This is a genomic window from Diaphorobacter ruginosibacter, from assembly GCF_014395975.1.
Classification (GTDB): Bacteria; Pseudomonadota; Gammaproteobacteria; order Burkholderiales; family Burkholderiaceae_C; genus Diaphorobacter_A; species Diaphorobacter_A ruginosibacter.
Genome location: NZ_CP060714.1, coordinates 1764572 through 1786436, shown reverse-complemented (window position 1 = coordinate 1786436; position 21865 = coordinate 1764572). Strand labels below are relative to the sequence as shown.

General features: G+C 64.4%; 20 protein-coding genes and 1 pseudogene. 8 read left to right on the top strand and 13 right to left on the bottom strand.

What is annotated here, in order from left to right:
* The first annotated feature begins 21 nt into the window (after positions 1-21).
* The 3 genes from H9K76_RS08185 to H9K76_RS08175 all read left to right on the top strand — a co-directional run bounded on the left by H9K76_RS08185 (position 22) and on the right by H9K76_RS08175 (position 2530).
* On the top strand, positions 22-1350 hold the full coding sequence (locus H9K76_RS08185) for an ABC transporter substrate-binding protein (protein WP_187599435.1): 1329 nt from the start codon (positions 22-24) through the stop codon (positions 1348-1350).
* Between the two features lie 71 nt (positions 1351-1421).
* The gene (locus H9K76_RS08180; RefSeq protein ID WP_187599433.1) at positions 1422-2225 is read left to right on the top strand and encodes an ABC transporter ATP-binding protein; all 804 of its coding nucleotides are present in this window, start codon (positions 1422-1424) and stop codon (positions 2223-2225) included.
* A 104-nt stretch (positions 2226-2329) separates the two neighbouring features.
* Positions 2330-2530 carry a hypothetical protein gene (locus H9K76_RS08175; RefSeq protein ID WP_187599431.1) on the top strand — a complete coding sequence of 67 codons (201 nt, stop codon included), beginning with the start codon at positions 2330-2332 and terminating at the stop codon, positions 2528-2530.
* Here the strand turns inward: H9K76_RS08175 and H9K76_RS08170 are convergent.
* The 4 genes from H9K76_RS08170 to H9K76_RS08155 form a co-directional block, all read right to left on the bottom strand.
* On the bottom strand, positions 2527-3021 hold the full coding sequence (locus H9K76_RS08170; RefSeq protein WP_187599429.1) for an MgtC/SapB family protein: 495 nt from the start codon (positions 3019-3021) through the stop codon (positions 2527-2529). The two genes, H9K76_RS08175 and H9K76_RS08170, sit on opposite strands and share 4 nt — an antisense overlap.
* A 77-nt stretch (positions 3022-3098) precedes the next feature.
* On the bottom strand, positions 3099-3731 hold the full coding sequence (locus H9K76_RS08165; protein ID WP_187600525.1) for a response regulator: 633 nt from the start codon (positions 3729-3731) through the stop codon (positions 3099-3101).
* Between the two features lie 202 nt (positions 3732-3933).
* Complete coding sequence (locus H9K76_RS08160; protein WP_187599428.1) at positions 3934-4089, bottom strand: hypothetical protein; 156 nt, start codon at positions 4087-4089, stop codon at positions 3934-3936.
* Positions 4090-4132: 43 nt separating this feature from the next.
* Entirely contained in the window at positions 4133-4309 is a 177-nt protein-coding gene (locus tag H9K76_RS08155) for a hypothetical protein (protein ID WP_187599427.1), read from the bottom strand.
* Positions 4310-4713: 404 nt separating this feature from the next.
* Between H9K76_RS08155 and H9K76_RS08150 the strand changes: the two genes are divergently transcribed.
* Complete coding sequence (locus tag H9K76_RS08150) at positions 4714-4950, top strand: hypothetical protein (RefSeq protein ID WP_187599425.1); 237 nt, start codon at positions 4714-4716, stop codon at positions 4948-4950.
* A gap of 98 nt (positions 4951-5048) precedes the next feature.
* Positions 5049-5558, top strand: a complete 510-nt coding sequence (locus tag H9K76_RS08145; RefSeq protein ID WP_187599423.1) for a hypothetical protein — start codon at positions 5049-5051, stop codon at positions 5556-5558.
* Positions 5559-5828: 270 nt separating this feature from the next.
* On the opposite strand, the gene H9K76_RS08140 is transcribed toward H9K76_RS08145, so the two are convergent.
* The 3 genes from H9K76_RS08140 to H9K76_RS08130 form a co-directional block, all read right to left on the bottom strand.
* The gene (locus H9K76_RS08140; RefSeq protein ID WP_187599421.1) at positions 5829-6299 is read right to left on the bottom strand and encodes a lysozyme inhibitor LprI family protein; all 471 of its coding nucleotides are present in this window, start codon (positions 6297-6299) and stop codon (positions 5829-5831) included.
* The gene (locus tag H9K76_RS08135; RefSeq protein WP_246475386.1) at positions 6296-8254 is read right to left on the bottom strand and encodes a sensor histidine kinase; all 1959 of its coding nucleotides are present in this window, start codon (positions 8252-8254) and stop codon (positions 6296-6298) included. The genes H9K76_RS08140 and H9K76_RS08135 overlap by 4 nt, the downstream gene beginning before the upstream one ends.
* Before the next feature lie 309 nt (positions 8255-8563).
* Positions 8564-8836: a hypothetical protein gene (locus tag H9K76_RS08130; protein ID WP_187599419.1), complete on the bottom strand. Its 273-nt coding sequence runs from the start codon at positions 8834-8836 to the stop codon at positions 8564-8566.
* A 579-nt stretch (positions 8837-9415) separates the two neighbouring features.
* Between H9K76_RS08130 and H9K76_RS08125 the strand changes: the two genes are divergently transcribed.
* The 3 genes from H9K76_RS08125 to H9K76_RS08115 are packed head-to-tail and all read left to right on the top strand — an operon-like array spanning position 9416 to position 14086.
* Positions 9416-12223, top strand: a complete 2808-nt coding sequence (locus H9K76_RS08125) for a xanthine dehydrogenase family protein molybdopterin-binding subunit (RefSeq protein ID WP_187599417.1) — start codon at positions 9416-9418, stop codon at positions 12221-12223.
* On the top strand, positions 12223-12792 hold the full coding sequence (locus tag H9K76_RS08120; RefSeq protein ID WP_187599416.1) for a (2Fe-2S)-binding protein: 570 nt from the start codon (positions 12223-12225) through the stop codon (positions 12790-12792). Before H9K76_RS08125 ends, H9K76_RS08120 begins: the two co-directional genes overlap by 1 nt.
* A complete protein-coding gene (locus H9K76_RS08115) occupies positions 12785-14086 on the top strand; it encodes a cytochrome c (RefSeq protein ID WP_187599414.1) in 1302 nt (433 codons plus the stop codon). The genes H9K76_RS08120 and H9K76_RS08115 overlap by 8 nt, the downstream gene beginning before the upstream one ends.
* Before the next feature lie 31 nt (positions 14087-14117).
* Here H9K76_RS08115 and H9K76_RS08110 read toward each other — a convergent pair whose 3' ends face one another.
* From H9K76_RS08110 to H9K76_RS08085, 6 genes and pseudogenes are all read right to left on the bottom strand, one after another.
* On the bottom strand, positions 14118-15431 hold the full coding sequence (locus H9K76_RS08110) for an alginate export family protein (protein WP_187599412.1): 1314 nt from the start codon (positions 15429-15431) through the stop codon (positions 14118-14120).
* A gap of 50 nt (positions 15432-15481) precedes the next feature.
* A complete protein-coding gene (locus H9K76_RS08105; RefSeq protein ID WP_187599410.1) occupies positions 15482-16948 on the bottom strand; it encodes an APC family permease in 1467 nt (488 codons plus the stop codon).
* A gap of 86 nt (positions 16949-17034) precedes the next feature.
* Positions 17035-17712: an HAD-IA family hydrolase gene (locus H9K76_RS08100; protein ID WP_246475384.1), complete on the bottom strand. Its 678-nt coding sequence runs from the start codon at positions 17710-17712 to the stop codon at positions 17035-17037.
* Positions 17709-18968, bottom strand: coding sequence for a Tm-1-like ATP-binding domain-containing protein (locus tag H9K76_RS08095; RefSeq protein WP_187599408.1), 1260 nt, complete (start codon positions 18966-18968; stop codon positions 17709-17711). The genes H9K76_RS08100 and H9K76_RS08095 overlap by 4 nt, the downstream gene beginning before the upstream one ends.
* Positions 18968-20334, bottom strand: a pseudogene (locus H9K76_RS08090) (aminotransferase class III-fold pyridoxal phosphate-dependent enzyme). The gene H9K76_RS08095 and the pseudogene H9K76_RS08090 overlap by 1 nt, the downstream one beginning before the upstream one ends.
* Before the next feature lie 13 nt (positions 20335-20347).
* Positions 20348-21844: an aldehyde dehydrogenase gene (locus tag H9K76_RS08085; RefSeq protein WP_187599406.1), complete on the bottom strand. Its 1497-nt coding sequence runs from the start codon at positions 21842-21844 to the stop codon at positions 20348-20350.
* Between the last annotated feature and the right edge of the window lie 21 nt (positions 21845-21865).

Sequence of the window (21865 nt, the reverse complement as noted above, 5' to 3'; positions counted from 1 at the left end):
TGACAACAACGATCAGGAGACATGATGAAACGGACCATCGCAACCCTTTCCGCAGCTGTCGCTGCACTGGTGTCTGTCGCTTCCAGCCCCGCGCTCGCGCAGGAAAAACAGCAGTTCTTTCCCATGCTGACCTTTCGTACCGGCCCCTACGCACCAAGCGGAACGCCCTGGGCGAACGGCTTTCTCGACTACTACAAACTGGTCAACCTGAACGGAGGTATCAACGGCGTGCGCGTGCTGTGGGAGGAATGCGAGACGGGCTATGCCACGGACAGAGGCGTGGAATGCTATGAGCGCTTGAAGGACAAGCACGGCGGGGCAACCGTCTTTCAGACCATGTCCACCGGCATCACCTTCGCGCTGACTGAACGCGGCGCCGCAGACCGCATCCCCATCCTCACGCCCGCCTACGGCGTCAGCGAAAGCGCGGATGGCGGTGCCTACAAGTGGAGCTTTCCCATTGGCGGCACGCACTGGGCTTCCGCGGATACGCAATACCAGTATCTCGTTCAGAGGGCTGGCGGAGCCGACAAGCTCAAGGGCAAGAAGATCACGCTGCTGTACCACGACAGTCCCTTCGGGAAGGAAGCCATCCCGGTTCTCACGGCAAGGGCCAAGGCTGCCGGCTTCGACCTGCTGACGCTGCCGGTCTCCCACCCCGGTGTGGACCAGAAGGCCGCATGGCTGCAGATCCGCCAGACCCGACCGGACTATGTGCTGCTGTGGGGATGGGGCGTGATGAACTCCACCGCCCTGAAAGAGGCGCAGTCCACGGGATTTGCGCGCAACCGCATGATTGGTGTATGGCCCTCCGGCTCGGAGTCCGATGTGAAAGGCGTGGCAGGCGCGGAAGGGTACAGCGCCGTGCTGCTGCTGCCCGGACCTGGCGCCAGCTCGAAAATCGCACAGGAAGTTCTCGAGAAACTGCATGCGAAGGGCAACGGATCCGGCCCCAAAGAAGAGGTGGGAGAGGCGCTCTACATGCGCGGCATGATGAACGCGATGATGTCGGTCGAGGGGGTTCGGCGCGCCCAGGAGAAATTCGGCAAGGGCAAGGTGATGACTCCATCCCAGGCACGTTGGGGCTATGAGAACCTGGACATCAGCCAGAAGCGCCTGGAGGAACTGGGCATTGCGGACATCATGCGTCCCCTATCTACCACCTGCAAGGATCACATGGGCCCCTCGTCCGCCCGCGCCTATACGTGGGATGGAGCCAAGTGGAACGTGAGTTCCGACTGGCTGCAGGCCGACCAGAACATTCTGGGCCCCCTGCTCAAGGAATCCGTGGACCGCCACCTGGCCGAGAAGAAGCAGACGCGCCGCGCCGCCGACGACTGCAACTCGTAGCCTGCCGCAATTGAAACCCTGAAGCCGGGAAGCGGTGCCCGCCCGGCTTCCCCCATGGAAGATCACATCACATGACGAACACGGTTTTGAATGTCAACGGCATTGAGGTCATCTACAACCATGTCATCCTGGTGCTCAAGGGGGTCTCGCTGACCCTGGCCGAAGGTCAGGTAGCAGCCCTGCTGGGTGGAAACGGCGCGGGCAAGACCACCACGCTGCGCGCGATATCGAATCTTCTCAAGGGCGAGCGAGGAGAGGTCACCAAGGGCAGTATCGAGCTGCGCAACGAGCGGATCGACAGCCTGTCCCCGGCCGAGCTGGTACGGCGCGGGGTGGTGCAGGTCATGGAAGGAAGGCATTGTTTTGCACACCTGACGATAGAGGAAAACCTGCTGACAGGCTGCTACACCCGCAGCGACAAGGCCGAGATCGCAAGAAACCTGGAAAAGGTCTATGCCTACTTTCCCCGGCTGAAAACACGGCGCACCTCTCAGGCCGCCTATACATCCGGCGGCGAGCAGCAAATGTGCGCGATCGGCCGGGCGTTGATGACCAACCCCGGCATCGTGCTGCTCGACGAGCCCTCCATGGGACTCGCGCCCCAGATCGTGGAGGAGGTATTCGGAATCGTGAGGGACCTGAACCACAAGGAGAAAGTCAGTTTCCTCATCGCCGAGCAGAACACCGGCATGGCGCTCAAGTATGCGGACTACGGCTATATCCTGGAGAGCGGCCGCGTGGTCTTGGACGGAAAGGCCCAGGACCTGCGCAACAACGAAGATGTCAAGGAGTTCTACCTCGGGGTGGGCGGGGAGCAGCGCAAGAGCTTCCGAGACATCAAGAGCTACAAGCGCCGCAAACGCTGGTTGGCTTGAGGCGTTGGATGGCCATTCGACAAAGCCGTTTACATTAGGTTAACATTCAACAAGGAGACCGTACGAACCCAACAAGCCGGGAGAACACATTGCCGATCGAGCTTTTGAAGGAAATCAGAAACCTGGATCTGCCCGTGGTGCTGACGGATGCTGCCAAGGTGGACAAGGTCCGGATATTGCGTGCTTCGGGCCTGATCGAGGCCGACATTTCGGAGCCCGGCGACTCCATCCAGAAAGCCACCATACTTTCCATCACCAACCTCGGACTCATCGCCACGCACATTGGCGAAGACCCGAATGGCTAGCGGCGGCTACGAGTAAGCCAGGGCACGACAGCCAGGACGGTGAGTGCCAGCACCGTGCAGAAAATGGCGGTGGTCTCTTCCCCTACCCCCACTGCCACACCAATGGCAGCCGTGAACCAGATACCCGCGGCAGTGGTCAGTCCCTTGACGTCCTCTTCCCCATGCCTGGAAGACTTCAGGATTGCGCCCGCGCCCAGGAAGCCCACGCCCGCGATCACCCCCTGGATGACCCTGCTCGATTCGGCTGCGCTGACGCCTGTCAGTTGCGCAATGGTCAGAAACATGGAGGCGCCCATGGCCACAAGCATGTGCGTACGCAGCCCTGCGGACTTGCCGCTGGTTTCGCGCTCGAATCCCAGCAGGCCTCCGAGCAGCGCAGCCAGCAGCAGCCTGAACACGACCTTGGTCGCCTGCTCCAGGTCCTGGACATCCGAGAGTTCTCGACTGATCGTGTGGAGCACGATATCAACACTGGAATCGGAAGCGTTCATTGCATTCATGGAGCAGTTGGAATGGTGATTCCGGCAAGGAGGCCTGTCCAGGGCGCCGCTGCGCCACCAGGTATCCGTCAGTTCAAGATGCCGTTCTTCATCGCGTAGTACGTGAGATCGCTGTTGGAAGCCAGTCCCATCTTCTCCAGCAGACGTGTACGGTAGGTGCTCACGGTCTTGACACTCAATCCCAGGCCCCCGGCAATCTGGCCCGCCGTATCGCCGCGCGCCAGCTTGAGAAACACCTGATATTCGCGCCCCGACAGCAGCTCGTGAGCAGGGGCATCGGACTTGCGACTCACGTTCTGCGCGAGCAACTCGGCCACCTTGTCGGTCAGGTAACGGCCGTTGAGCGCAATCTTTCGTATGGCCTCGGCGATTTCATGAGGAGGACAATCCTTGTTGAGGTAGCCGCGAACGCCCTTCCTCAGGACGTTGACTGCGAATTGCTCTTCCGGATAACCGGTGAAAATGAGGATGGCAATGTCCGGCGCCACCTCCTGGATCCGTGTGATTGCGTCAACGCCGCTGCCGTCTGGCAGTGTCAGGTCCAACACCAGCACATCCAAATGCTGGTTCCGCACCATCTCGACCGCCTCGCACACATTGAGCGCCTCGCCCGCCACGCGAAAGTCCACGTGCTCGGCCAGATACTGTTTCAGGCTGGCCCTCACGATCGCATGGTCGTCCACTATGCCTATTTGAATCATAAATTTCGAGTCTCCTTCTGATGTCATGCCACCGCGTTAAGCAGCAAGCATGTTAGGCAGGAAACCTCATGCGACCTTGTAGGATTCGGCCCCTCGCCGGGAGCAGTCCGAAGCGAATCGTGCTGAACGAAAAGCCGAACCTACGCCGGCTGTCGCACCGCAGAAAGGCCCCGACGGCGTTGCCGTGGGGCCCCGTGTTGGTTCAATGCGGCTGGACCGGCGGCAGCGGTTGGCCCACCTGCCGCTGATTGGCCTTGGTCTGCAACTGACTGTAGTTCCTGTCCGTGATGGGCTGGCCCATCTGGAGAGGCACATACGTCCGCCGCTTGGACTGCCCCAGGCTGAGAAGTTGCTTCATTGCGACCTCCATCTTCCCGGAAGCTGCCGCCTTCGATCCATCCTTAGCGGTGCTGGCCGGTTTGCTGTTGACCCGCCTGGCCCGGCTGCTTCTGTCCGGGGTTGTGCTGTTGCTGCTGATCCCGCTTGTCCTGCTGCTGATCGTGCTGCTTCTGGTTGGGATTCTGTTGTTGCTGTGGCTGTTGCTGCTGGTGTGGCTGTTGGGATTTATGCTGATTCATGATCGCTCCTTGAGAGGGGGAAAGTCACCATCTCGGCCGATGGCTGCATCGCGTCCGGTACGTACGTTGTCGCTTGCGTTCAGTTTGCGCCCCTCGCTTCCGGCGGAGTGTCAGGAATCATCCGGTTCACGGCCTCCCCGTGTCCGGCACATGTAGTCCCTCCCGAATGACGTGGCGGTGTCGCGACCAGCGGAGTCCACGGCTCCCGGCAGGCGGAAAGTCGTCATATTGAATGTCAACATGAGCGTTTGAATTGTGAATTGACACATATCAAGTGGCATCATTCCCACATGAGGGATCCCAAAGAATCACACTGCCCCATATGCCGCCAGCCCTGTACCTTGTTCTTCTTCGGCAGCGGCAGCTGGCATCACTTCCACGGATGCGCGTGCATAGAGGTGCGCGTGCATTCCGAACTGCTCACCTCCGATCAACGCCTGAGGTCGGATGAGTTTTCACTGGAAGCACGGGAACAGCTGTCGGAAGATGCGCGCAACGCACCATCGCACCAATACCTGGTCGTCAGCCTGAGTTCCGGAATGCAGAAAAAGGGCAAGCTGCGCTGGAGCACCCGCATAGCACGCCGCAAGCGTGAAGACCCCGCGCGGCCGGCACCTGTGCAGCAACCTCAGCCCTCCTGACGGCGCGCGGCCCCGGCACGACTGCGGGGAGCTCTCCTACAGGGGACAGGACGCATGCGCTGAAAAAATGCGGGGCTGTCCAACTGCCGGATATTCGTATGAAATTTGCACATGCTGTCTTCGTCGCTGTGCATTGCCTGATGGCGACCATGTTCACGCTCTGCGCCCTGGGCCTGCTCTGGATTGCCGGAGCCAAGGGGTGGGAGGCGTTCCAGAACGGACTCGGTCACGATGAAATGTTCAAGGTGGTCGAAGCACTGGGCATTCTCGCGGCAAGTGTCGTCGCCCTGCAGATTGCACAGACCATCCTGGAGGAAGAGGTCATGCGCGATACACACATCAGCGGCCCGACGCGCGTGCGGCGCTTTCTCTCCCGCTTCCTCGTCGTGCTGGTGATCGCCCTCGCGGTCGAAGCCCTGATAACGACCTTCAAGGCCTCCCAGGATACGGACCTGATGCTCAACGCATCCGCGCTGATCGGAGCCGTCGGGCTCCTGCTGTCGGGCTGGGGAGTCTTCATCCACCTGAACACCTCTGCAGAAAAACTCGAGCCCGAAGCGATGGAGGACGCCAAGAGCGAGGACTCCAAGGTGCAAGACCGGAAGTAGCTTGTGCGACTTCTTTCCCCGGAGCGCCAGCGTAGGCTAGTATGATGGCCTGCAGCACGGCGCCCTCGCGCGCCGCCCAAACTTCCGGCAACAGATGAAGCCACAGATCAATTTCATTGAGAGGGGACGCCTCTACAGGCGCGAGCTGAAGCGGCGTGGCGTGAGGTTCCTGCCTGCGCAGGTCCTTCGCAGAATCTTCGAGGCTGCCGGGGTCTAGCCCCTCATGCCCTCACCCGCTTGGCCCCGCCACACCGGCGCCCGGCCAGGAGATCACTCCACGCGCTGAATGGAGAGTTCGAGTGTCTCGATCTGGCGGAGCGTCGACTCCAGGATGCATCCTGCATAGTTCTGCGCCGGACTGCTGCCGGAAAGTGTTCTTTCGAACTGGCACCAGTCCTCACGCTGCCTGAGCCACGCCTTCTGGCCCTTGATCAGGATGGGAACCTGCTCCTTGGCGAGCATGCTCCGCAGCCGGTTGTAGCGTTCATTCAATAGGACATCCTGGCGCTTGAGCTCCGCCATGTCACAGGCCGCGAAGAACTCGCCCTCCGTCTCTCCTGGAATGACGGCGTTGGTGCATTTCCTGTGCTCGAGAGAGGTCTTGTACTCCGCCGCATGGATGCCTGGCTGGATGCACGCGAGGCCGATGATTGCGGCCAGCTTGATCAGAACGTTCACTTGCGCCTCGTCGGCAAAGGTCTGGAATATAACGGGAGAGCCCTCCCCTCGCACGTTCTTCATCTGGCGTCCGGGGCGGCCCTGGACAGGGTCAGGATGGCGCTGACTGCCGTGCCATGCGGTCCAGAGACGATATCGAGCACGGCGCCCATGCGGTCGGCACGCGCCGCCATGCTGCGCATGCCCACCGACAGCCCGGCCCGCTGCACGGCCGCCACATCGAAGCCGGTGCCATCGTCCTCGATGCGTACCTCCAGGACACCGCGCTGCTGCGCCTCTTCAGTACGCACGTCCACCATCACGCACAGGCGATGGGCCCGACTGTGCTTGATCACGTTGGACAGCGCCTCCTCGACCAGCCGTGTGAGGCCCAGGCACTGCAGGGCGCTCGGACGGTATGGCCCGAGCCAGGTCGGCGCAATGCGCCACTCCGAAGCCACGTCCAGCTCGTCAAGAATGCGGGTATAGCGGTGACGCAGCGGCGCGGCCCACTGGACCGGCGTCTCCGGCACGTTCGCTCCGGCACTCGATCCGTAGTCGATCACCTGGCGCAGGTCATCGCGCAGGGTCTTGAACAGCGACAGCACCCGCTCGTTCGGCAAGGCCTCGCTGGCCTGCTCCACCAGGGCCATGCCACGCACCAGGCTGCCACCCAGGCCGTCGTGCAGGTCATGGGCGATCTGCATGCGCTCCTGCAGCTTGGCATTCTCCAGTGCCCTCGCATGTTCGCGGGCCAGCGCCTGGGCGAGTTCGGTGCGCGCGTCATTCACGCGCTCGGCCAGGGTGAGATTGAAGTGTTCCATGCGGCGCATCTGCCGCACCAGCTGCGCCCCCAGCAACAGCATCACCAGTCCGATGACCGACAGGCCGGACAGCGCAGCCCAGTACCGCGCCACCTGCCAGCGATCCACCACGGAGAACAGCGTGGCCACTCCGACGAGCACGAACACCAGCCAGCACAGCGCCAACAGCACGTGCGACATCCGGCGGCTACCCGACCGTGGGCGCCAGGCATGCCATTGGAACTGCACGCCATTGGCCAGGATGACCATCATCGTTGCCTGCCACACCCTGTCGAGCCAGGGAATCACCGCGTCGGGTGACGGCAGTATCAGGGCCGCCACTCCCACGACAGCCAGCACATGGAGAGCCTTTTCCACGCGCGGCAGATCCTGCCCGCCGAAGCGGAAGGTGAACTTGCACACGCACAGCGCATAGCCGATCAATGCGATCAGGCTGAAGCGGCTGCGGGTCAGCGAATCGGGCCAGGGCCACGGAGTCAAGGCCAGGTAGGTCGAAAGATAGGCCAGCCAGCACAGCGCCATCAAGCCGAACCAGCCATAGGCCGGCGCCTGTCCGCTCTGGTCCTGGAAACGGCCACGCCGGTTGAGTGCCCACACCAGCAGGAACAGCACGGCGGCCATCGCGCACAGCACCGCATTGATGAAGTACACCGTGCGCTGGCGCCACTGCGCACTACCGTATTCCCCAGCGACCCAGCGCGTGTCGCCCACACGCACCGCACCCAGACCGGGAGACAGGCCTGCAGGCCCCACGGCTCGCACCCACACGGAGTTGGCGCCATTCTTCAGCCCCGAAGAGGACAGCACCCACCATCGCGGCACGTTCCAGCTGCGCGACAGCGGCTCCACCAGCGAGACATCGCGCCAGAGCAGGTCGCTGTTGCTGAACACCTCACCCGTCACGCTCACGCCATCGATGCCCAGCGCCACCGGAACATCGGCGGCGGCGCATCCCGCGGCGGCGCCTCGAATCCAGTCGATGCGATACCACACCGACCCGCTCCAGTCCGGCCAGCGCCGCGTCCATACGTCGGGCACCGTCACGTCCACCCAGCCTTCGACGGGCCGCAGCTCCGGGGCATCGGGTGCCGCACGCGCGGCCTGCACGGATACGATGCGCGGCTCGCAGCCGGGCGGCGCGTCCAGCGCGGCCAGGGCCGCGCCGGCGGAGAGTGCCCACAGCAGTCCTATCCAGAAAAGCCGCCAGCATCTCACCCGGTAATCCTCCATGCCGGCGCCATGCACTCGCCTTCGGCATGTCGGAGGTGTTTCTTCATCATGTGGAAAGTGTGCGTCAGGGCATCCGCCCAAGACGGCATGCGCGTGGTATTCGAGGCGGTCATGGGCCGCCATCGTATGCCAAGCCCAGGCGCGAGCCTATCCCTGAAATCCGGTAATCCGTGGTGCGCGCGGAGCGCAGCGTCAGGCTGCACGCTTCAGGGACAGGTCACTTGCCCGGTGCCAGGCACTGGTCGTCGTTCACCATTCAGCAGCGGGCAACCTTGCTCGAGGGTGCCGGGCACCTCATTGCGTCCTGCCCAGCCACCAGATCAACCCCAGCGCCAGCGCCGCCGGCACGGCGAAGTTGGCCAGCAGAATGGGGAGCTCCTGTGCCACGGTATAGCCCGCCTTGCTGACACCCACCCACATGTTGGCCAGGACAACGCCCAGCCATGCGATAAGAAACCATCGGGCACCCAAGGCGATGCCAAGCGCATCGGCCCCCCAGAGCTTTCCAAACAAGGCGAATACCGCCAGCAGAAGCATTCCCGCCACCATTACCAAGAGCATGTGCATTCAGGTTCTCCTTGTCGGCATGTACTGCGCTGCAAATCCGGGGCGTATCACCGCCTCTTCCATCGGGTGGGCCGGGGTTGCAGCCCGGCTGCCGTTTTTATCGTAGTCTATTGAAATACATTCATCAATAAAAACAAGCTCAAACAGGGATCACCCCTTCCCCGCGGCCCGTTCGCCGCATCCCTTGTCGGGTTCGCGCAACGGCGAGGCATGCCAGCAGCGACGGGAACTGCAACGAGCTTGCTCAGCCTGCCGGAGCGACCGAAGCGCCCGTCCTGGAACGCGCATTTCGATTTTCCGAGTAAATAGCCAGCGTTTATTCAGAAGCCACACGCATTGAAAAACCTGTTCCTATAATCCGCGCCTCTGAGTCTTGTAATAGACCGAAGCGTGGCGGACGACCGGGCTGTTGATCTGCGGGTGAAGGCACCTGCGGCGACACCGGTGGTTATCACCTGCTTTTTGACTCTCGGGCCCCCGGATTTCGCGTCCACCCTGCCCGGGAACACCAGTCATCTAGCGATGTGACCACGCCAGCTCCTGCTGTCTCGTGTGCGCATTGCAGCGAGGAGTTGAACCATGTCCAAACTGGACTTGAATCGGCGCAGCCTGCTCAAGGCTGCCGCCGCACTGGGCGTGATTGCAAGCGTACGCCCCATCAAAGATGCGCTTGCGGAGTTGATCGAGCCGGCAGCCGGCCAGGAGACCCAATGGGTCACCGGCAACAAGCTGAACTATCGCCGCGACGGCCTGGCCAAGGTCACCGGGCAGAAGGTCTTCACGATCGACCTGCGCGCCAGGGACATGAAGGGCTGGCCCGAGCAGCAGTCCCACGCGCTGACCATCCATGTCCCGCGCGCCGACCGCATCTATGAAGGGCTGGATCTCTCCGTCCTGGGGGATGAATACCAGCCCGACGTGCTGATCGATGCCGAGAGCATCCTGGCGGACAAGGTCGGCATGCCCGAGCCCGGCTTCTACGGCGACTTCTTCGTGAAAAAAGGCCAGGTCTCACCGATGCTCGGCCATCCCGTGGCCGTGGCCATCTGGCATGACTACGAGAAGTTTCGCGTCGCTAACAAGCGCCTGCGCTTCAACGACGACATCTTCCGCTTCGGTGCAGAGGCGGCGCAGCCTCCCCGCGCGCCCTACGTGGCCGCGCGCTTCGTGCGCGTCCAGGGCGAGGATGCCTATGACGAGGATCGCTTCTCCCCGATGAAGAACACCATCGTCTGGCCGCAGCTGGACGACAAGGGCGTGCACTGGCCCGACGAGCGCCACCCGGCGTTCGGCGCGCTGATGGGCGAGTCCGCCCGCATCCAGGCCGAGATGAAGCAACCCAAGGACGGCCTCACCACCTTCGCGCGCAAGTACTACAGCCAGTCCATCGAGCACATGTCGATGGAGATGGAGAACGGCCTTGCGTGGTACGACAAGGCCAGCGGCGAGCTGCACATGGTGGCCGCCGCACAAGCGCCCTACGGCACCGCCGAGCACGTCATGCACATGCTCAAGGACAGCCGCCTGCCACTCAGCAAGCTGGACTACATCAGCGCCTACACCGTGGGCTACGGCCAGAAGGAACACCATCCGTTCCCGTTCTACGTTGCGCTCGCGTCGCTGTATGCGCAAGGCCGCCCGGTGCGCCTCGCGCTCGATCGCTGGAAGCATTTCCAGTTCGCGCTCAAGCGCCATCCCTTCGACGTGGAGACGGCGATCTCGGTGGACAAGGAAGGGCGCTTCCATGCACTCACCTGCCACATGGTGGGCGACGGTGGCGGCGTGACCAATTTCAGCCCTTCGGTGGGCACAGTGGCCGTGACCGCGGCGCAGTCGATCTACTACTTCCCCGAAAGCGACCTGTCGGTCGAGGTGAATCCCTCGGTCGGCGTGACATCGGGCTCCATGCGCGGCTACGGCACCGTGCAATCCATGGCCTACACCGAGATGCTGGTCGACGAGATCGCCCAGGAAATCGGGATGGATGCCATCGAGCTGCGCAAGCGCAACGTGCTCAAGAGCGGCATGAAGAACACGCAGGGTGCATCGCCCTCGGGCCACCTGCGCATTGGAGAGATCCTCGACATCGCCGCCAAGGATCCGATGTGGACCGACCGTGCCAAGCGCAAGGCCGCGTACGAGTCCGCCAATCCCGGCATGCTCCATGGCGTGGGCTTTGGTGCCGTGCAGAAGGACTTCGGCACGGGTGCGGAAGCCTCCATCGCGCAACTCGAGATCACGCCCGAAGGCCGCATCAAGATGCGTCACATCGCCACCGAGATCGGCACCGGCAGCACGACGGCGCAGCTCGTGGCGGTGGAGCCCTTCCTCGGCCGCCCGGCCGACGACGTGGACTTTGCCGTCAACCAGTGGGACAACATGCCCCTGCACAGCAAGGACGAGCCCTACACCACGCCGCAGGCCAAGGAAGACGAACTGGCCCGCGACCCGTACTGGGTGCCGCGCCTCGTGTCGCCCGTGTCGGCCTCGAACTCGGCCTACTATTTCCGGCATGCGACGCAGCAGGCTGCGCAGCTGCTGCTCAAGCTGTGCCTCTGGCCGGCAGCGCAGTCCATCTGGGCCGGCAAGTCCGGCGGCGGCCAATGGCTGCCCAGCGCCGTCACCGAGGACATGCTGGAATGGCGCGACCGCATGCTCGTGGCCGAGGGCCTCGAGCCCCTGAGCCTGGAGCGCCTGGCCGCCCGCGCCCACGAGCTGGGCATGGTGACCGGCGTGTGCGTGCATGCCTTCAACCGCTGGGCCTGGGCCAAGGCCGACTTCACCGTCGACGGCAAGAAGTTCCAGGCTTTCGTGGATGCACTGTCGGTCCGGTACGGCCAGGGTGCCAGCCAGGCCCGCAAGTCGAGCATGAAGCATGGCGGCTACGCCTTCATCGCGCGCGACAAGGTCGACTACCCGCCGGTGCAGCGCAACAACGCCGGCACGGTGTACTACGCCCCCTGCGCCACGATGATGGAGGTGGCGGTCTCCAGCGGCACCGGCAAGGTGCAGATCCTCTCGCACAAGACCTGGCTCGAATGCGGCACGCAGATCGTGCCGGAACTGGTCTCCGGGCAGTTGCAGGGCGGCGTGGCGATGGGCATCGGTCACGCACTCTACGAAGACCTTCCGCGTGACGAGACCGGTCCCGGCAACGGCAAGTGGGGCCTGAGCCGCTACCACGTGCCGCGTGCCAGCGAAGTGGCCGTGTGGCAGGCCGAAGGCCATGTGCTGCCGCCGCTCTCCCGCACCGACCCGCCAAAGGGCATGGCCGAAGTGGTGATGATTCCTGTCGTCGCCGCCTGCGTCAACGCCGTAGCCAACGCCACCGGCAAGCGTTTCCATGCCACCCCCGTCACCCCGGAAAAAATCAGAGAGGTACTGTGATGCAGGACCGTATTCAATTCAGCGCCACCATCAATCGTAAAAAAATCGGCCCCGTGGACGTTCCCAAGGACTTGATGATGATCGAGTTCCTGCAGGAATACGCGGGCATGAACGGCACCCGCCTGGGCTGCGGCCAGGGCGTCTGCCGCGCCTGCACCATCATCGTGGACGAGCCGGGCAAGGGCTCCATCACCGTGCCCGCCTGCGTCACCGGCGTGACCTGGCTGAACGGCAAGACCATCCGCACCGTAGAAGGTATCGCCTCGGTGGACGACAAGGGCGTCGTGCATCCCTCTCCGGTGCAGAAGGCATTCCTTGAGCACTACTCCTTCCAGTGCGGCTACTGCACGCCGGGCTTCGTGAACTCGGCCACCGTGCTCATGGAAAAGCTGGAAAAGAACCCCGTGCCTGCCGACGACGTGGAGAAGGCCATCGAACAGCAACTCGAGCCCCATGTCTGCCGTTGCACAGGCTACGTGCGCTACTACAGCGCCGTGCGCGACGTGATCCTGAAGACGCCGGGCCTCACCACGGGCAAGCGCACCAAGGAGGTTGCGAACAATGGCTAAGGCGAACGGGAAATCCAAATGGATCAAGGGCCTCGGGGCCGTCGCCGTCGTGGGTGTGGCAGTGGCGGCAGGACTGTATCTTGCCGGCAGCTCGAGCGGCGACATCCCGCCTGCCTCGGTGGACTTCGCCAAGCTCGGCCCGCAGGAATACGACGTGCTCTACAAGCGCGGCGAACAGGTGTTCCGCGCAGGCGACTGCGCGGCCTGCCACAGCTCGCCGCAAACCGGCGCGGAGCTGGCCGGCGGCGTACCCATGGTGACCCCCATGGGCACGCTCTACGGCACCAACATCTCGCCGTCGAAGGAACACGGCATCGGCAACTGGAGTGCGGACGACCTGTACCGAGCGGTCGCCACGGGCATCGCCCCGGGCCGCAAGGTCCTCTACCCTGCCATGCCGTATGCGAGCTATCACCAGATCACGCGCGGCGACAGCGATGCGCTGTGGGCCTGGCTCATGAAGCAGCGCCCCGTCGAGGTGGCCAACAAGCCGGGCGAGATGCAGTTCCCCTTCAACATCCGCCCTGCCGTGGCATTGTGGAACGTGGTCAACCGCCCTGCCGCGAAGGAGTTCGACTACACCGTGAACGAACTCGCGCGTGGCCGCTACCTGGTGGATACGCTGGGCCATTGCGCGGAATGCCATAGCCCGCGCACCAAGGTGACCTTCGCGATGGACACCTCGCGCTACCTTGAAGGCAACACCATCGAGGGCTCGTATGCCCCCGCGCTGACACCCGGCGCCCTGGGCGAACGTGGCTGGACCCGCGATGACCTGGTCAAGTTCTTCCGCACAGGCCTCTCGCCACAGGGCGTGATGACCTTCCGCATGGCCTCCGTGCTGGATCACTCCACGTCGCACATGCCGGAGGCCGATCTGCGCGCCATGGCGGCGTACCTGACACAGAACCAGGACATGCCCGGCCTCCAACCCAAGGCACCGCAAACGCAGGTCAACGTGAAAGGCGAGAACCTGTACGTGGGCCTGTGCGCCGGCTGCCATGGCGTCCAGGGCGAAGGCCAGCCGCACTCGTCGGTGCCCATGAGCACCAACACGACCGCCATGTTCCCCACGCCGATCAACCTGATTCGCGTGATCCGCGAAGGCGTCGAGGAGCGCGACCTGGCCCATGGCGAGCGCATGCAGACCATGCCCGGCTTTGCCGACAAGCTGGGTGATGAGGAAATGGCCGATCTGGTGAACTACATGCGCCAGACCTGGGGCGGCCAGCCCGGCAACGTGACGGCCTCGGATGTGGCCGGACACGTGCGGACCATCGAGCACAGCAAGTAACCTCTACCTGCTTGCCGCTCGCGCCCTGGCGTCAGAACGGCATGATGAACAGCACCTGTGCGTACACATTGCGCCCCTTGCCGCTCTGCAGGCCGCCGTTGGCGGCCCAGGCGGCCGGCTTGTAGAGGCCGACCAGGGGCGAGATGATCAGGTGCTCGTTCACCGCCCACTCGGCGTAGAGGTCGAGTTCCCGGCCGTCGAGGTTCAGTGCCGCGCGGTCGTGCAGCGTCCTGAAGTCGAAGAACAGCGCGCCCAGGGTCAGCGTCTCGGTCGGCTTCACGGTCAATGCCACATGGTGGCTGCGCGTGTTGGTATTGAAGGGGCCGGCATAGTTGCCGGCCACCTCACCCTGCAACCAGCCCATGTAGCCGCCCGTGAAGAACGAATCCCAGTTCTTGCCGTAGCGGACGTAGCGGTAGGTCAGCTTGGGCTTCCAGGGCAGATCGGCGAACTCATAGCCCGCCTGCGCATACCAGGCCGTGTCGGTGCCCGTGTCCTTGCGCTGGCGCGCGAACTCGAACGCGAAATCCGCATTCTCGATACCAGCGTTGCCCTCGCCCCGCAGGCTGTACATGTCCATGCCCTTGCGCAGGCTGCGCGCCGGATCGGCATAGCGCGCATCGACATCGATCCCGTGGATATAGGTCAGGCCCAGCGTGCCGGGCGCAGCGGTGTACTCCAGCGTGCCCACGCCCATTTCGGTCCTGGCTTGCGCGCGGTTATCGGACTTGAGCCACATGGCGCTGCCATGCAGTCCCTCCTGCCCGCCAAGCCGCAGCACGGCAGTGTTCGCGAAGGAGTGACGGGCGGCAATATAGTAGGCACCACCTCGGCTCAGGCCGCCACCACCCAGGGCGTTACCCGCGTTGAGACCGTCATCGTTGATGAGAAAGCCCCGTCCGACCTTGACCACCTGACGCCCTGCGGAAACGTCCAGACCATCCTTGCCCAGCGTCGGAAACAGATCCGCCGAACGCCAGCCCAGAAAAGCATCCTCGATGCTGGTGCGGCGTTCGCTGCCGTTGGTCATGCCTCCGGCATCTCCGTTGCCCCAAGTGCCGGAGCTGACGAAGGCAAGGCCGCCATAGACCGTACCGGCGCTGCCCGAACCCAGCCTGCCGGTCTGCCCGCTCAGACCGTATTTCACAAAGCCCTCGCGCCAACTGGTACCGCCCGGCCGGCCATCGTAGTTGTAGCGGCTGTGCATGGCGCCGAACACCGCGGTGACGTCGGCATTCAGCAGGTCATTGCCCTCTTTGTAGAGCTCAGAGGCAGCGGCAGGCGCCGCCAGCGCGCAGGCTGCGGCCCATACGGTCAAGGAGAAAAGTGGTTTGAAGAATTGCATGATGGCGATGTCTCTTTTTTCTTGGAATGAATGATGGGATGCACGCTGCTTCAAAGCTTGTGGTTATGGCTTCCCAGGGCGGCGAAACGGTGCGGCGCCGCTTTGCGCAGTCGCAGGGCCAGTGCCACGCCAATCGCGATCGCCAACGGAATCACGGCGCACAACAGGTAAGAGAGCGTCTTGCTGGCCCCGGTCAGCACGTCGAAATTCACGATCGCGATGCACAGCACGCACGTCAGCGCAACGCTGGACGCCATCGGCAGGATCGCCACGCGCCACATGCTGAGTTGCAGGTCGCGGCGACCCAGGAAGTAGCTCACCACCGCAATCGAGGTCAACGCCATCAGCAGCATCACGCACAGGCAGGCCAGATTGGTGAGCCAGGAGAACAGGTGCAGGATGGGGTCGGCTCCCAGCGCCGCGAAGATCACGATCACCACGGCGGCGATCAGGCTTTGCAGCGCCGAGCCCAGGTGCGGACTCTGATGCACGCGATGCGTGGTGCCCAGTGAGCGGTAGAGCAAGCCATCGCGGCCGATGGCATAGAAGTAGCGCGCGGCGGAGTTATGGAAGGCCAGCAGGCCGGCGTAGATACTCACCATGAACAGCACGCGGATCGCCGTCGTGAGCTGCGGTCCCACATAGTGGTCGGACAAGCCGTAGACGAAGGTCGTCGGATCCTGCAGCGCCTGCAAGGCAGGAACGATCTTGCCCGAGCCCGCGCCCACGATGAAGGCCCAGATAGAAAATGCGTAGAACGCCCCCACCAGGAGAATCGACGCATAAGTGGCCAGCGGAATGGCGCGCTCGGGATCCTTGGCTTCCTCTCCGTAGATCGTCGTCGCTTCAAAACCGATGAAGGCCGCAAAACAGAACAGCAGGCCGATGGACGGCGTTCCGCTGAGGATGTTCGACACCTTGAAGGCGTCGAAGTTGATGCCGGAATCACCGCCCGTGCGCAGAATCGCGACGTCCAGTACCAGCACCACCAGGTATTCGGCGATCACCACGACCGACAGCAGCCGCGCCGAGAGATCGATCTTGCGATAACCCAGCACCGCGATGCTGAACATCGCCAGCAGCGAGTAGACCCACCACGGCGCGTTGATACCGAAGGTCTCGGCCATGGTGCCGGCCACCACGCCGCCAAACAGACCGTTCAGGCCCACTTGCATCATGTTGTAGGCGAACATCGCCAGCACGCCCGCCGCTCCGCCCACCACGCCACCCAGCCCGCGTGACGCAAAGGCATAGAAGCCCCCGGCGTTGGTGAGGTAGCGTGCCATGGTGGTGTAGCCCACCGAGAACATCAGCAGCAATGCCAGCACCGCAAGCAGCAGCGCCGGTGTGCCCGCGCCGTTGCCCAGCATGATGCCGATGGGAAAGCCGCCCGCCAGCGCACTCAAGGGACTGGCCGCCGAAACGACGAAGAAGATGATGAAGCCCACGCCCAGCGCATTGGTGCGCAGCGACGTGGAGCCCTCGGCGGGCACCGAGGTGGATGGAATCGCGCTCATGTTTGTCTCACTTTGTTGATGGATGATTCTGGGGACCCAACTGACTCTTGCTTACTCGTACTCTTGTTCTGGCTTTTTTTTCAGCTTCACTGCATGCCCAGGGCCTGCAGGGCCTCGGCAAACGACCTGGCGGGGGCCTGAACGTCAAACGCCACGGCCTGCATGCCGGCCCGCTGCGCGCCTGCCACGTTGCGGGCCTGGTCGTCGACAAACACGCAGTCCGACACCGCCACGCCCAGCTCGCGCGCCACCTGCTCATACGCCTCGGGGGCCGGCTTGAGCACCCCGGTATAGGTGGCATCGACGATGACCTCGAACTGATCCAGCAGCGGCAGGCGGTTGCGGAAATCCGCGCCATAGAACAGATCCAGCTCGTTGGAGAGAACGCCCAGCCGCACGCCCTGCGCGCGAGCCTGTGCGATGGCCTGCACGGCTTCGGGCCGGATCACGGCTTCCACGTCCGCCCCGCGCGCGCGCTTGACCAGGGTCTCCATGCGGTCCCATTGCTCGCCCAGCAGACTGCCCACCTCCCGGGTGCGATGCAGCCAATACTCGCGCTCGGTGATCCGGTCGGCCTGCATGTCGCACCACAGCGGATCGGTGTCCGGACCGAACGGACCCAGCCACTGCAGCGTGCCGGGAGGCAGCCCGAGGGCGCGCTCCGACAGCCGGTGGGTTTCAAACAGGGTGCGGCTGATCACGCCGCCAAAGTCCAGTACCAGTGCCTTGGATGTCATGGTGTCTTGTTGCTTCTCTGAATTCATGCGGCCTTCTCCCACATGGCCGGCCGGCCTGTCGGCACCAGGCCCTGCGCCACCCAGGTATCGAATACGTCCAGCGCGGCCTCGATGAAGGCCGCATCGTTGATGTGCGCGGGCACGGTGCGACAGGGCACGCCAAGTGCTTCGGCGCGCGTCTGCAGCGCGTCCAGCATTGCCACCAGCGCGGGGGCGTCGTGCAGTGGCTCGCCGGGCAGATCCCAGGCATGGACGCCGCCCAGCGGCAGCAACAATTGCGTGGGGCCTACTGCCTCCGCCAGGCGGGCGGCGATCTCTCCGGCGACCAATCGCCGCGCCGGGCCATCCAGCGTGGCCGAGGCAATGAGGCGGTTGTGCTCGTGGCTTGGCCGGCCCTCGAAGCCTGCGGGCACCGCACCCCAGGCCGGAAAATCGATGAGATCGATGGCTCCGGGCGCAACGATCTGCGGCACACCTGTGCGGCCCGCTGCGCGCAGGCGGTCGGGGCCGGCCGAGACGCAGCTGCCGCCCAGGTGGTTGCCGATTTCCTGCAGGCTGAAGTCAAACACCGCCGCAAAGGCGCGCTGCTCCGCCAGGCTCTCGAAGGCACGCCCGCCCATGCCCGTGGTGTGGAACACGGCCACCTCATAGCCCCGCGCCTCCAGCGCCGGCTTGAGCGGCACCATATAGCGCAGGCACGTCTTGCCGAACGACGTCATGCCGATGAGCGGGCGCTCGAAGCGCGGCGGCTCGGCCACCCTGCATGCCCCCACCACCGCACCGGCGGCTTGCGACAGCGTGGCCCGGCTCAGGCTGCTCAGGCCGTAGAGCCCGCCCGTCCAGAGCATCATCGTGAGGTCCGGCGTGATGCGCTCGGGTGCGATCAGATGCGAGTGCGCAATGGTGGAGAGCACCACCTTGGGAACGCCGAGCGGCAGCGCCGCCGCCACGTCCAGCGCCAGGTCGGTGCCCATGCTGCCGCCGAGAATCAACACGCCGTCCATCCGTCCCTGGCGGTATTGCTCCCGTACGATCGCTACGGCGCCCTGCGCCATCGCCACCATGGCCGTATTCTCGTCACCGCAGATGCGCAGAGCAGAGATGTCCGTCCCCCCCGCGCACGCCACCTGGGCATGGTCGATGTCGGGGGTGAAATCGGCGGGCGCCATCACGCCCACGTCCATCACCCTCGCCACGCCACCAGCCGCAGCGATCCGCTCCCGCAGATAGAGCAGCTCGGCGCTTTTGGTATCTGCGGTGCCGATAAGCAGGATCCGAGGCATCACAGCGTGGCCTCGACCGCGGCGAACGATGCCTCGAGGATGTCGCACAAGCGGTTCACCTCGGCCTCGCTGATCACAAGCGGTGGCGACAGGATGAGGTTGGCGCCAGAGACACGCACCATCAACCCGCGCTCGTAGGCTTCGCGGTGAATGCGCGCCGGCAGATCGCTGCTGCGCGGCAGCTTCTCGCGGGTAGCCTGGTTGGCCACCATCTCAATACCCGCCATGAGGCCGATGCCGCGCACATCGCCGATCACCTTGGAGCGGGACTGCAGGCGCTTGAGACGCTCATGCAGCAGCACGCCCTGGCAAGCAGCGTTCTCCACCACGCCCAGGCGTTCGGTCTCCGCCAGCGCCGCCAGCGCTGCGGCAGCGGCCACCGGGTGGGCGCTATAGGTATAGCCATGGCCGAGCGCGGCAGAGCCCGAGGTGTCGGCCTCGAAGACCTCCGCCACCTTGCGGTTCACCGTGGTGGCACCCAGCGGGATGTAGCCCGCCGAGATGCCCTTGGCCAGGCACATGATGTCGGCATTCACATTCCACAGGCGCGTACCGAACCACTGGCCCGTGCGGCCGAAGCCCGTCACCACCTCGTCGGCGATCAGCAGCACGCCATGGCGGTCGCAGATCTGCCGCACCAGCGGCCAGAAGTTGGGAGGCGGCACGATCACGCCGCCCGCACCTTGCACCGGCTCGGCGATGAAGGCCGCCACCGTGTCCGGTCCCTGGAAGACGATTTCGCGCTCGAGCAGCTCGGCACAGATCTCGCCGAGGCGGATCGGGTCGTCTGTGTAGGGGTTGCGGTAGACCCAGGGCGTGTCGATGTGAAAGCACCCCGGCAGCAGCGGCTCGTAGGCGCGCCGGAAGTTGGTGTTGCCGTTGACGCTGGCCCCCCGAAATGCACACCGTGGTAACCCTGGCGCAGGCTGATGAATTTGGTGCGATCGCCCTGTCCGCGCAGCTTGTGGTACTGACGCGAGATCTTCAGAGCCGCCTCCACCGCATCCGAGCCGCCGCTGCCAAAGGTCATGGCGACGACGCCCTCCGGCTGCAGCAGCTCCACCAACCGGTGCGACAGCTCGATCGCGCGCGGGTGCGTGGTGCCTCTGAACACGTTGTAGAACGGCAGCTCGTCAAGCTGGTTCACGATGGCATCGCGCACCGCGCGGTTGCTGTGCCCCAGGTTGTTGCACCAGAGGCCGCCCACGCCGTCGAGCATGCGGTGGCCATCGATGTCCCACACCTCGCAGCCACTGCCACGGGTGATGATGTCGGGGCGCTGCTTCTTCATGGCCCCGGGGTGTGCCATCGGATGCCAGAGGTGCTCGGCGTTGAGGGAGCGAAGGGTATTGCTGTGAGTCGTCATACAGGGCTTGTTGTCAGAGTTGAATCCAGGCGGTCTTGAGATCGAGGTATTTGTCCAGGGCATGCAGCGACTTGTCATGGCCGTTGCCCGACTGGCGCACGCCACCCATGGGAACGGTGATATCGGAGCCGCCATAGGTGTTGACGTGCACGACGCCCGCCCTCACCGCACGCACCATGCGATGGGCGCGCGAGAGGTCGGAGGTCCAGACGCCGGCGGCGAGCCCGTAGGCCGAGTCGTTGGCAATGCGCACGGCCTCGGCTTCGTCATCGAACGGCAGCACCGCGAGCACGGGGCCGAACACCTCCTGTTGCGCCAGCGCCATGTCCGGCTTCACGTCGGTGAAGACCGTGGGCGCCATGTAGTGGCCGCCCGCCACCGGGAACAGCGCTTCTCCTCCCGCGATCAGGCGGGCCCCTTCTTGTTGCGCTTTTTCGACCGCCGAGAGATTGCGTGCCAGCTGGGCCGGATTGCTCACCGCTCCGACCTGGGTGTCAAGCCGCAGCGGATCGCCCACGCGCAGGCTGCGCGCCACGCGCGTCAATTCCTCCACGAATTCGTCATGCACCGGGCGCTGCACCAGCAGCCGCGAGCCCGCTACGCAGACCTGGCCACTGTTGCGGAACAAGCCCAGTGCCGATACCTCCGCGGCCCGCGCAATGTCGGGAGTGTCGGCAAACACGATGTTGGGCGATTTGCCGCCGAGCTCCAGGTACACGCGCTTGAGATTGGATTCAGCCGATGCCTGCAGCAGCCGGCGCCCGACCGGGCCGGAGCCCGTGAACGTCAGCACGTCGACGTCGGGATGCCGGGCCAGCGCATCGCCCGCCGTGCGTCCCTGCCCCGTCACCACGTTCAGCACGCCTTCGGGCAGCCCCGCATCCAGGCACAGTTGCGCCAGGCGCAAAAGCGACAGCGACGCCTCCTCCGACGGCTTGAGCACCACCGAGTTGCCCGCCGCCAGGGCCGGCGCGATCTTCCACGCACCGATCATCAGCGGGAAATTCCAGGGCACGATCGCGCCGACCACGCCCACCGGCTCCCTGTGCACCAGCCCCAGCGTTCCATGCGGCGTGGGCGCAATGTCGCCGTTGATCTTGTCCACGCATTCGGCATAGAAGCGAAAGGTGGACGCCGCGCTGCCCGGCTCCGCCTTCCAGGCCATGCCGATCTCGGTGCCGTTGTCCCGCACGCCCAGCACGGCAAGTTCGGCATGGTGGGACTCGATGCGGTCGGCAATGCGGTGCAGAATGCGCTTGCGCTCGGCCGGGGCCATGCGCGACCAGGTGCCGCGCTCGAAAGCATCGCGGGCACTGCGCACGGCCAGCTCCACGTCCGCCTGTGCTGCATCGGCAATGCCGCACAGGCGCCGCCCGTCGATGGGGGAATACACGTCCAGGGTGTGGCCGGAGGCCGCGGGCCGCCACTGTCCGCCGATCAGCAGCGAACCGTCGGCCACGGGCTGCTCGCGCCGGGTATCCAGGTTGTCTTGAGTGAGTGCGTTTGACATGACGGTTATCGTCCCGCAATG

What these genes read in the sequence shown, in the direction of transcription:
- H9K76_RS08185 (WP_187599435.1), top strand. Translation starts at nt 22, where the DNA reads ATGATGAAACGGACCATCGCAACCCTTTCCGCAGCTGTCGCTGCACTG.
- H9K76_RS08180 (WP_187599433.1), top strand. Translation starts at nt 1,422, where the DNA reads ATGACGAACACGGTTTTGAATGTCAACGGCATTGAGGTCATCTACAAC.
- H9K76_RS08170 (WP_187599429.1), bottom strand. Translation starts at nt 3,021, where the DNA reads ATGAACGCTTCCGATTCCAGTGTTGATATCGTGCTCCACACGATCAGT.
- H9K76_RS08165 (WP_187600525.1), bottom strand. Translation starts at nt 3,731, where the DNA reads ATGATTCAAATAGGCATAGTGGACGACCATGCGATCGTGAGGGCCAGC.
- H9K76_RS08160 (WP_187599428.1), bottom strand. Translation starts at nt 4,089, where the DNA reads ATGAAGCAACTTCTCAGCCTGGGGCAGTCCAAGCGGCGGACGTATGTG.
- H9K76_RS08155 (WP_187599427.1), bottom strand. Translation starts at nt 4,309, where the DNA reads ATGAATCAGCATAAATCCCAACAGCCACACCAGCAGCAACAGCCACAG.
- H9K76_RS08145 (WP_187599423.1), top strand. Translation starts at nt 5,049, where the DNA reads ATGAAATTTGCACATGCTGTCTTCGTCGCTGTGCATTGCCTGATGGCG.
- H9K76_RS08140 (WP_187599421.1), bottom strand. Translation starts at nt 6,299, where the DNA reads ATGAAGAACGTGCGAGGGGAGGGCTCTCCCGTTATATTCCAGACCTTT.
- H9K76_RS08130 (WP_187599419.1), bottom strand. Translation starts at nt 8,836, where the DNA reads ATGCACATGCTCTTGGTAATGGTGGCGGGAATGCTTCTGCTGGCGGTA.
- H9K76_RS08125 (WP_187599417.1), top strand. Translation starts at nt 9,416, where the DNA reads ATGTCCAAACTGGACTTGAATCGGCGCAGCCTGCTCAAGGCTGCCGCC.
- H9K76_RS08120 (WP_187599416.1), top strand. Translation starts at nt 12,223, where the DNA reads ATGCAGGACCGTATTCAATTCAGCGCCACCATCAATCGTAAAAAAATC.
- H9K76_RS08115 (WP_187599414.1), top strand. Translation starts at nt 12,785, where the DNA reads ATGGCTAAGGCGAACGGGAAATCCAAATGGATCAAGGGCCTCGGGGCC.
- H9K76_RS08110 (WP_187599412.1), bottom strand. Translation starts at nt 15,431, where the DNA reads ATGCAATTCTTCAAACCACTTTTCTCCTTGACCGTATGGGCCGCAGCC.
- H9K76_RS08105 (WP_187599410.1), bottom strand. Translation starts at nt 16,948, where the DNA reads ATGAGCGCGATTCCATCCACCTCGGTGCCCGCCGAGGGCTCCACGTCG.
- H9K76_RS08100 (WP_246475384.1), bottom strand. Translation starts at nt 17,712, where the DNA reads ATGAATTCAGAGAAGCAACAAGACACCATGACATCCAAGGCACTGGTA.
- H9K76_RS08095 (WP_187599408.1), bottom strand. Translation starts at nt 18,968, where the DNA reads ATGCCTCGGATCCTGCTTATCGGCACCGCAGATACCAAAAGCGCCGAG.
- H9K76_RS08085 (WP_187599406.1), bottom strand. Translation starts at nt 21,844, where the DNA reads ATGTCAAACGCACTCACTCAAGACAACCTGGATACCCGGCGCGAGCAG.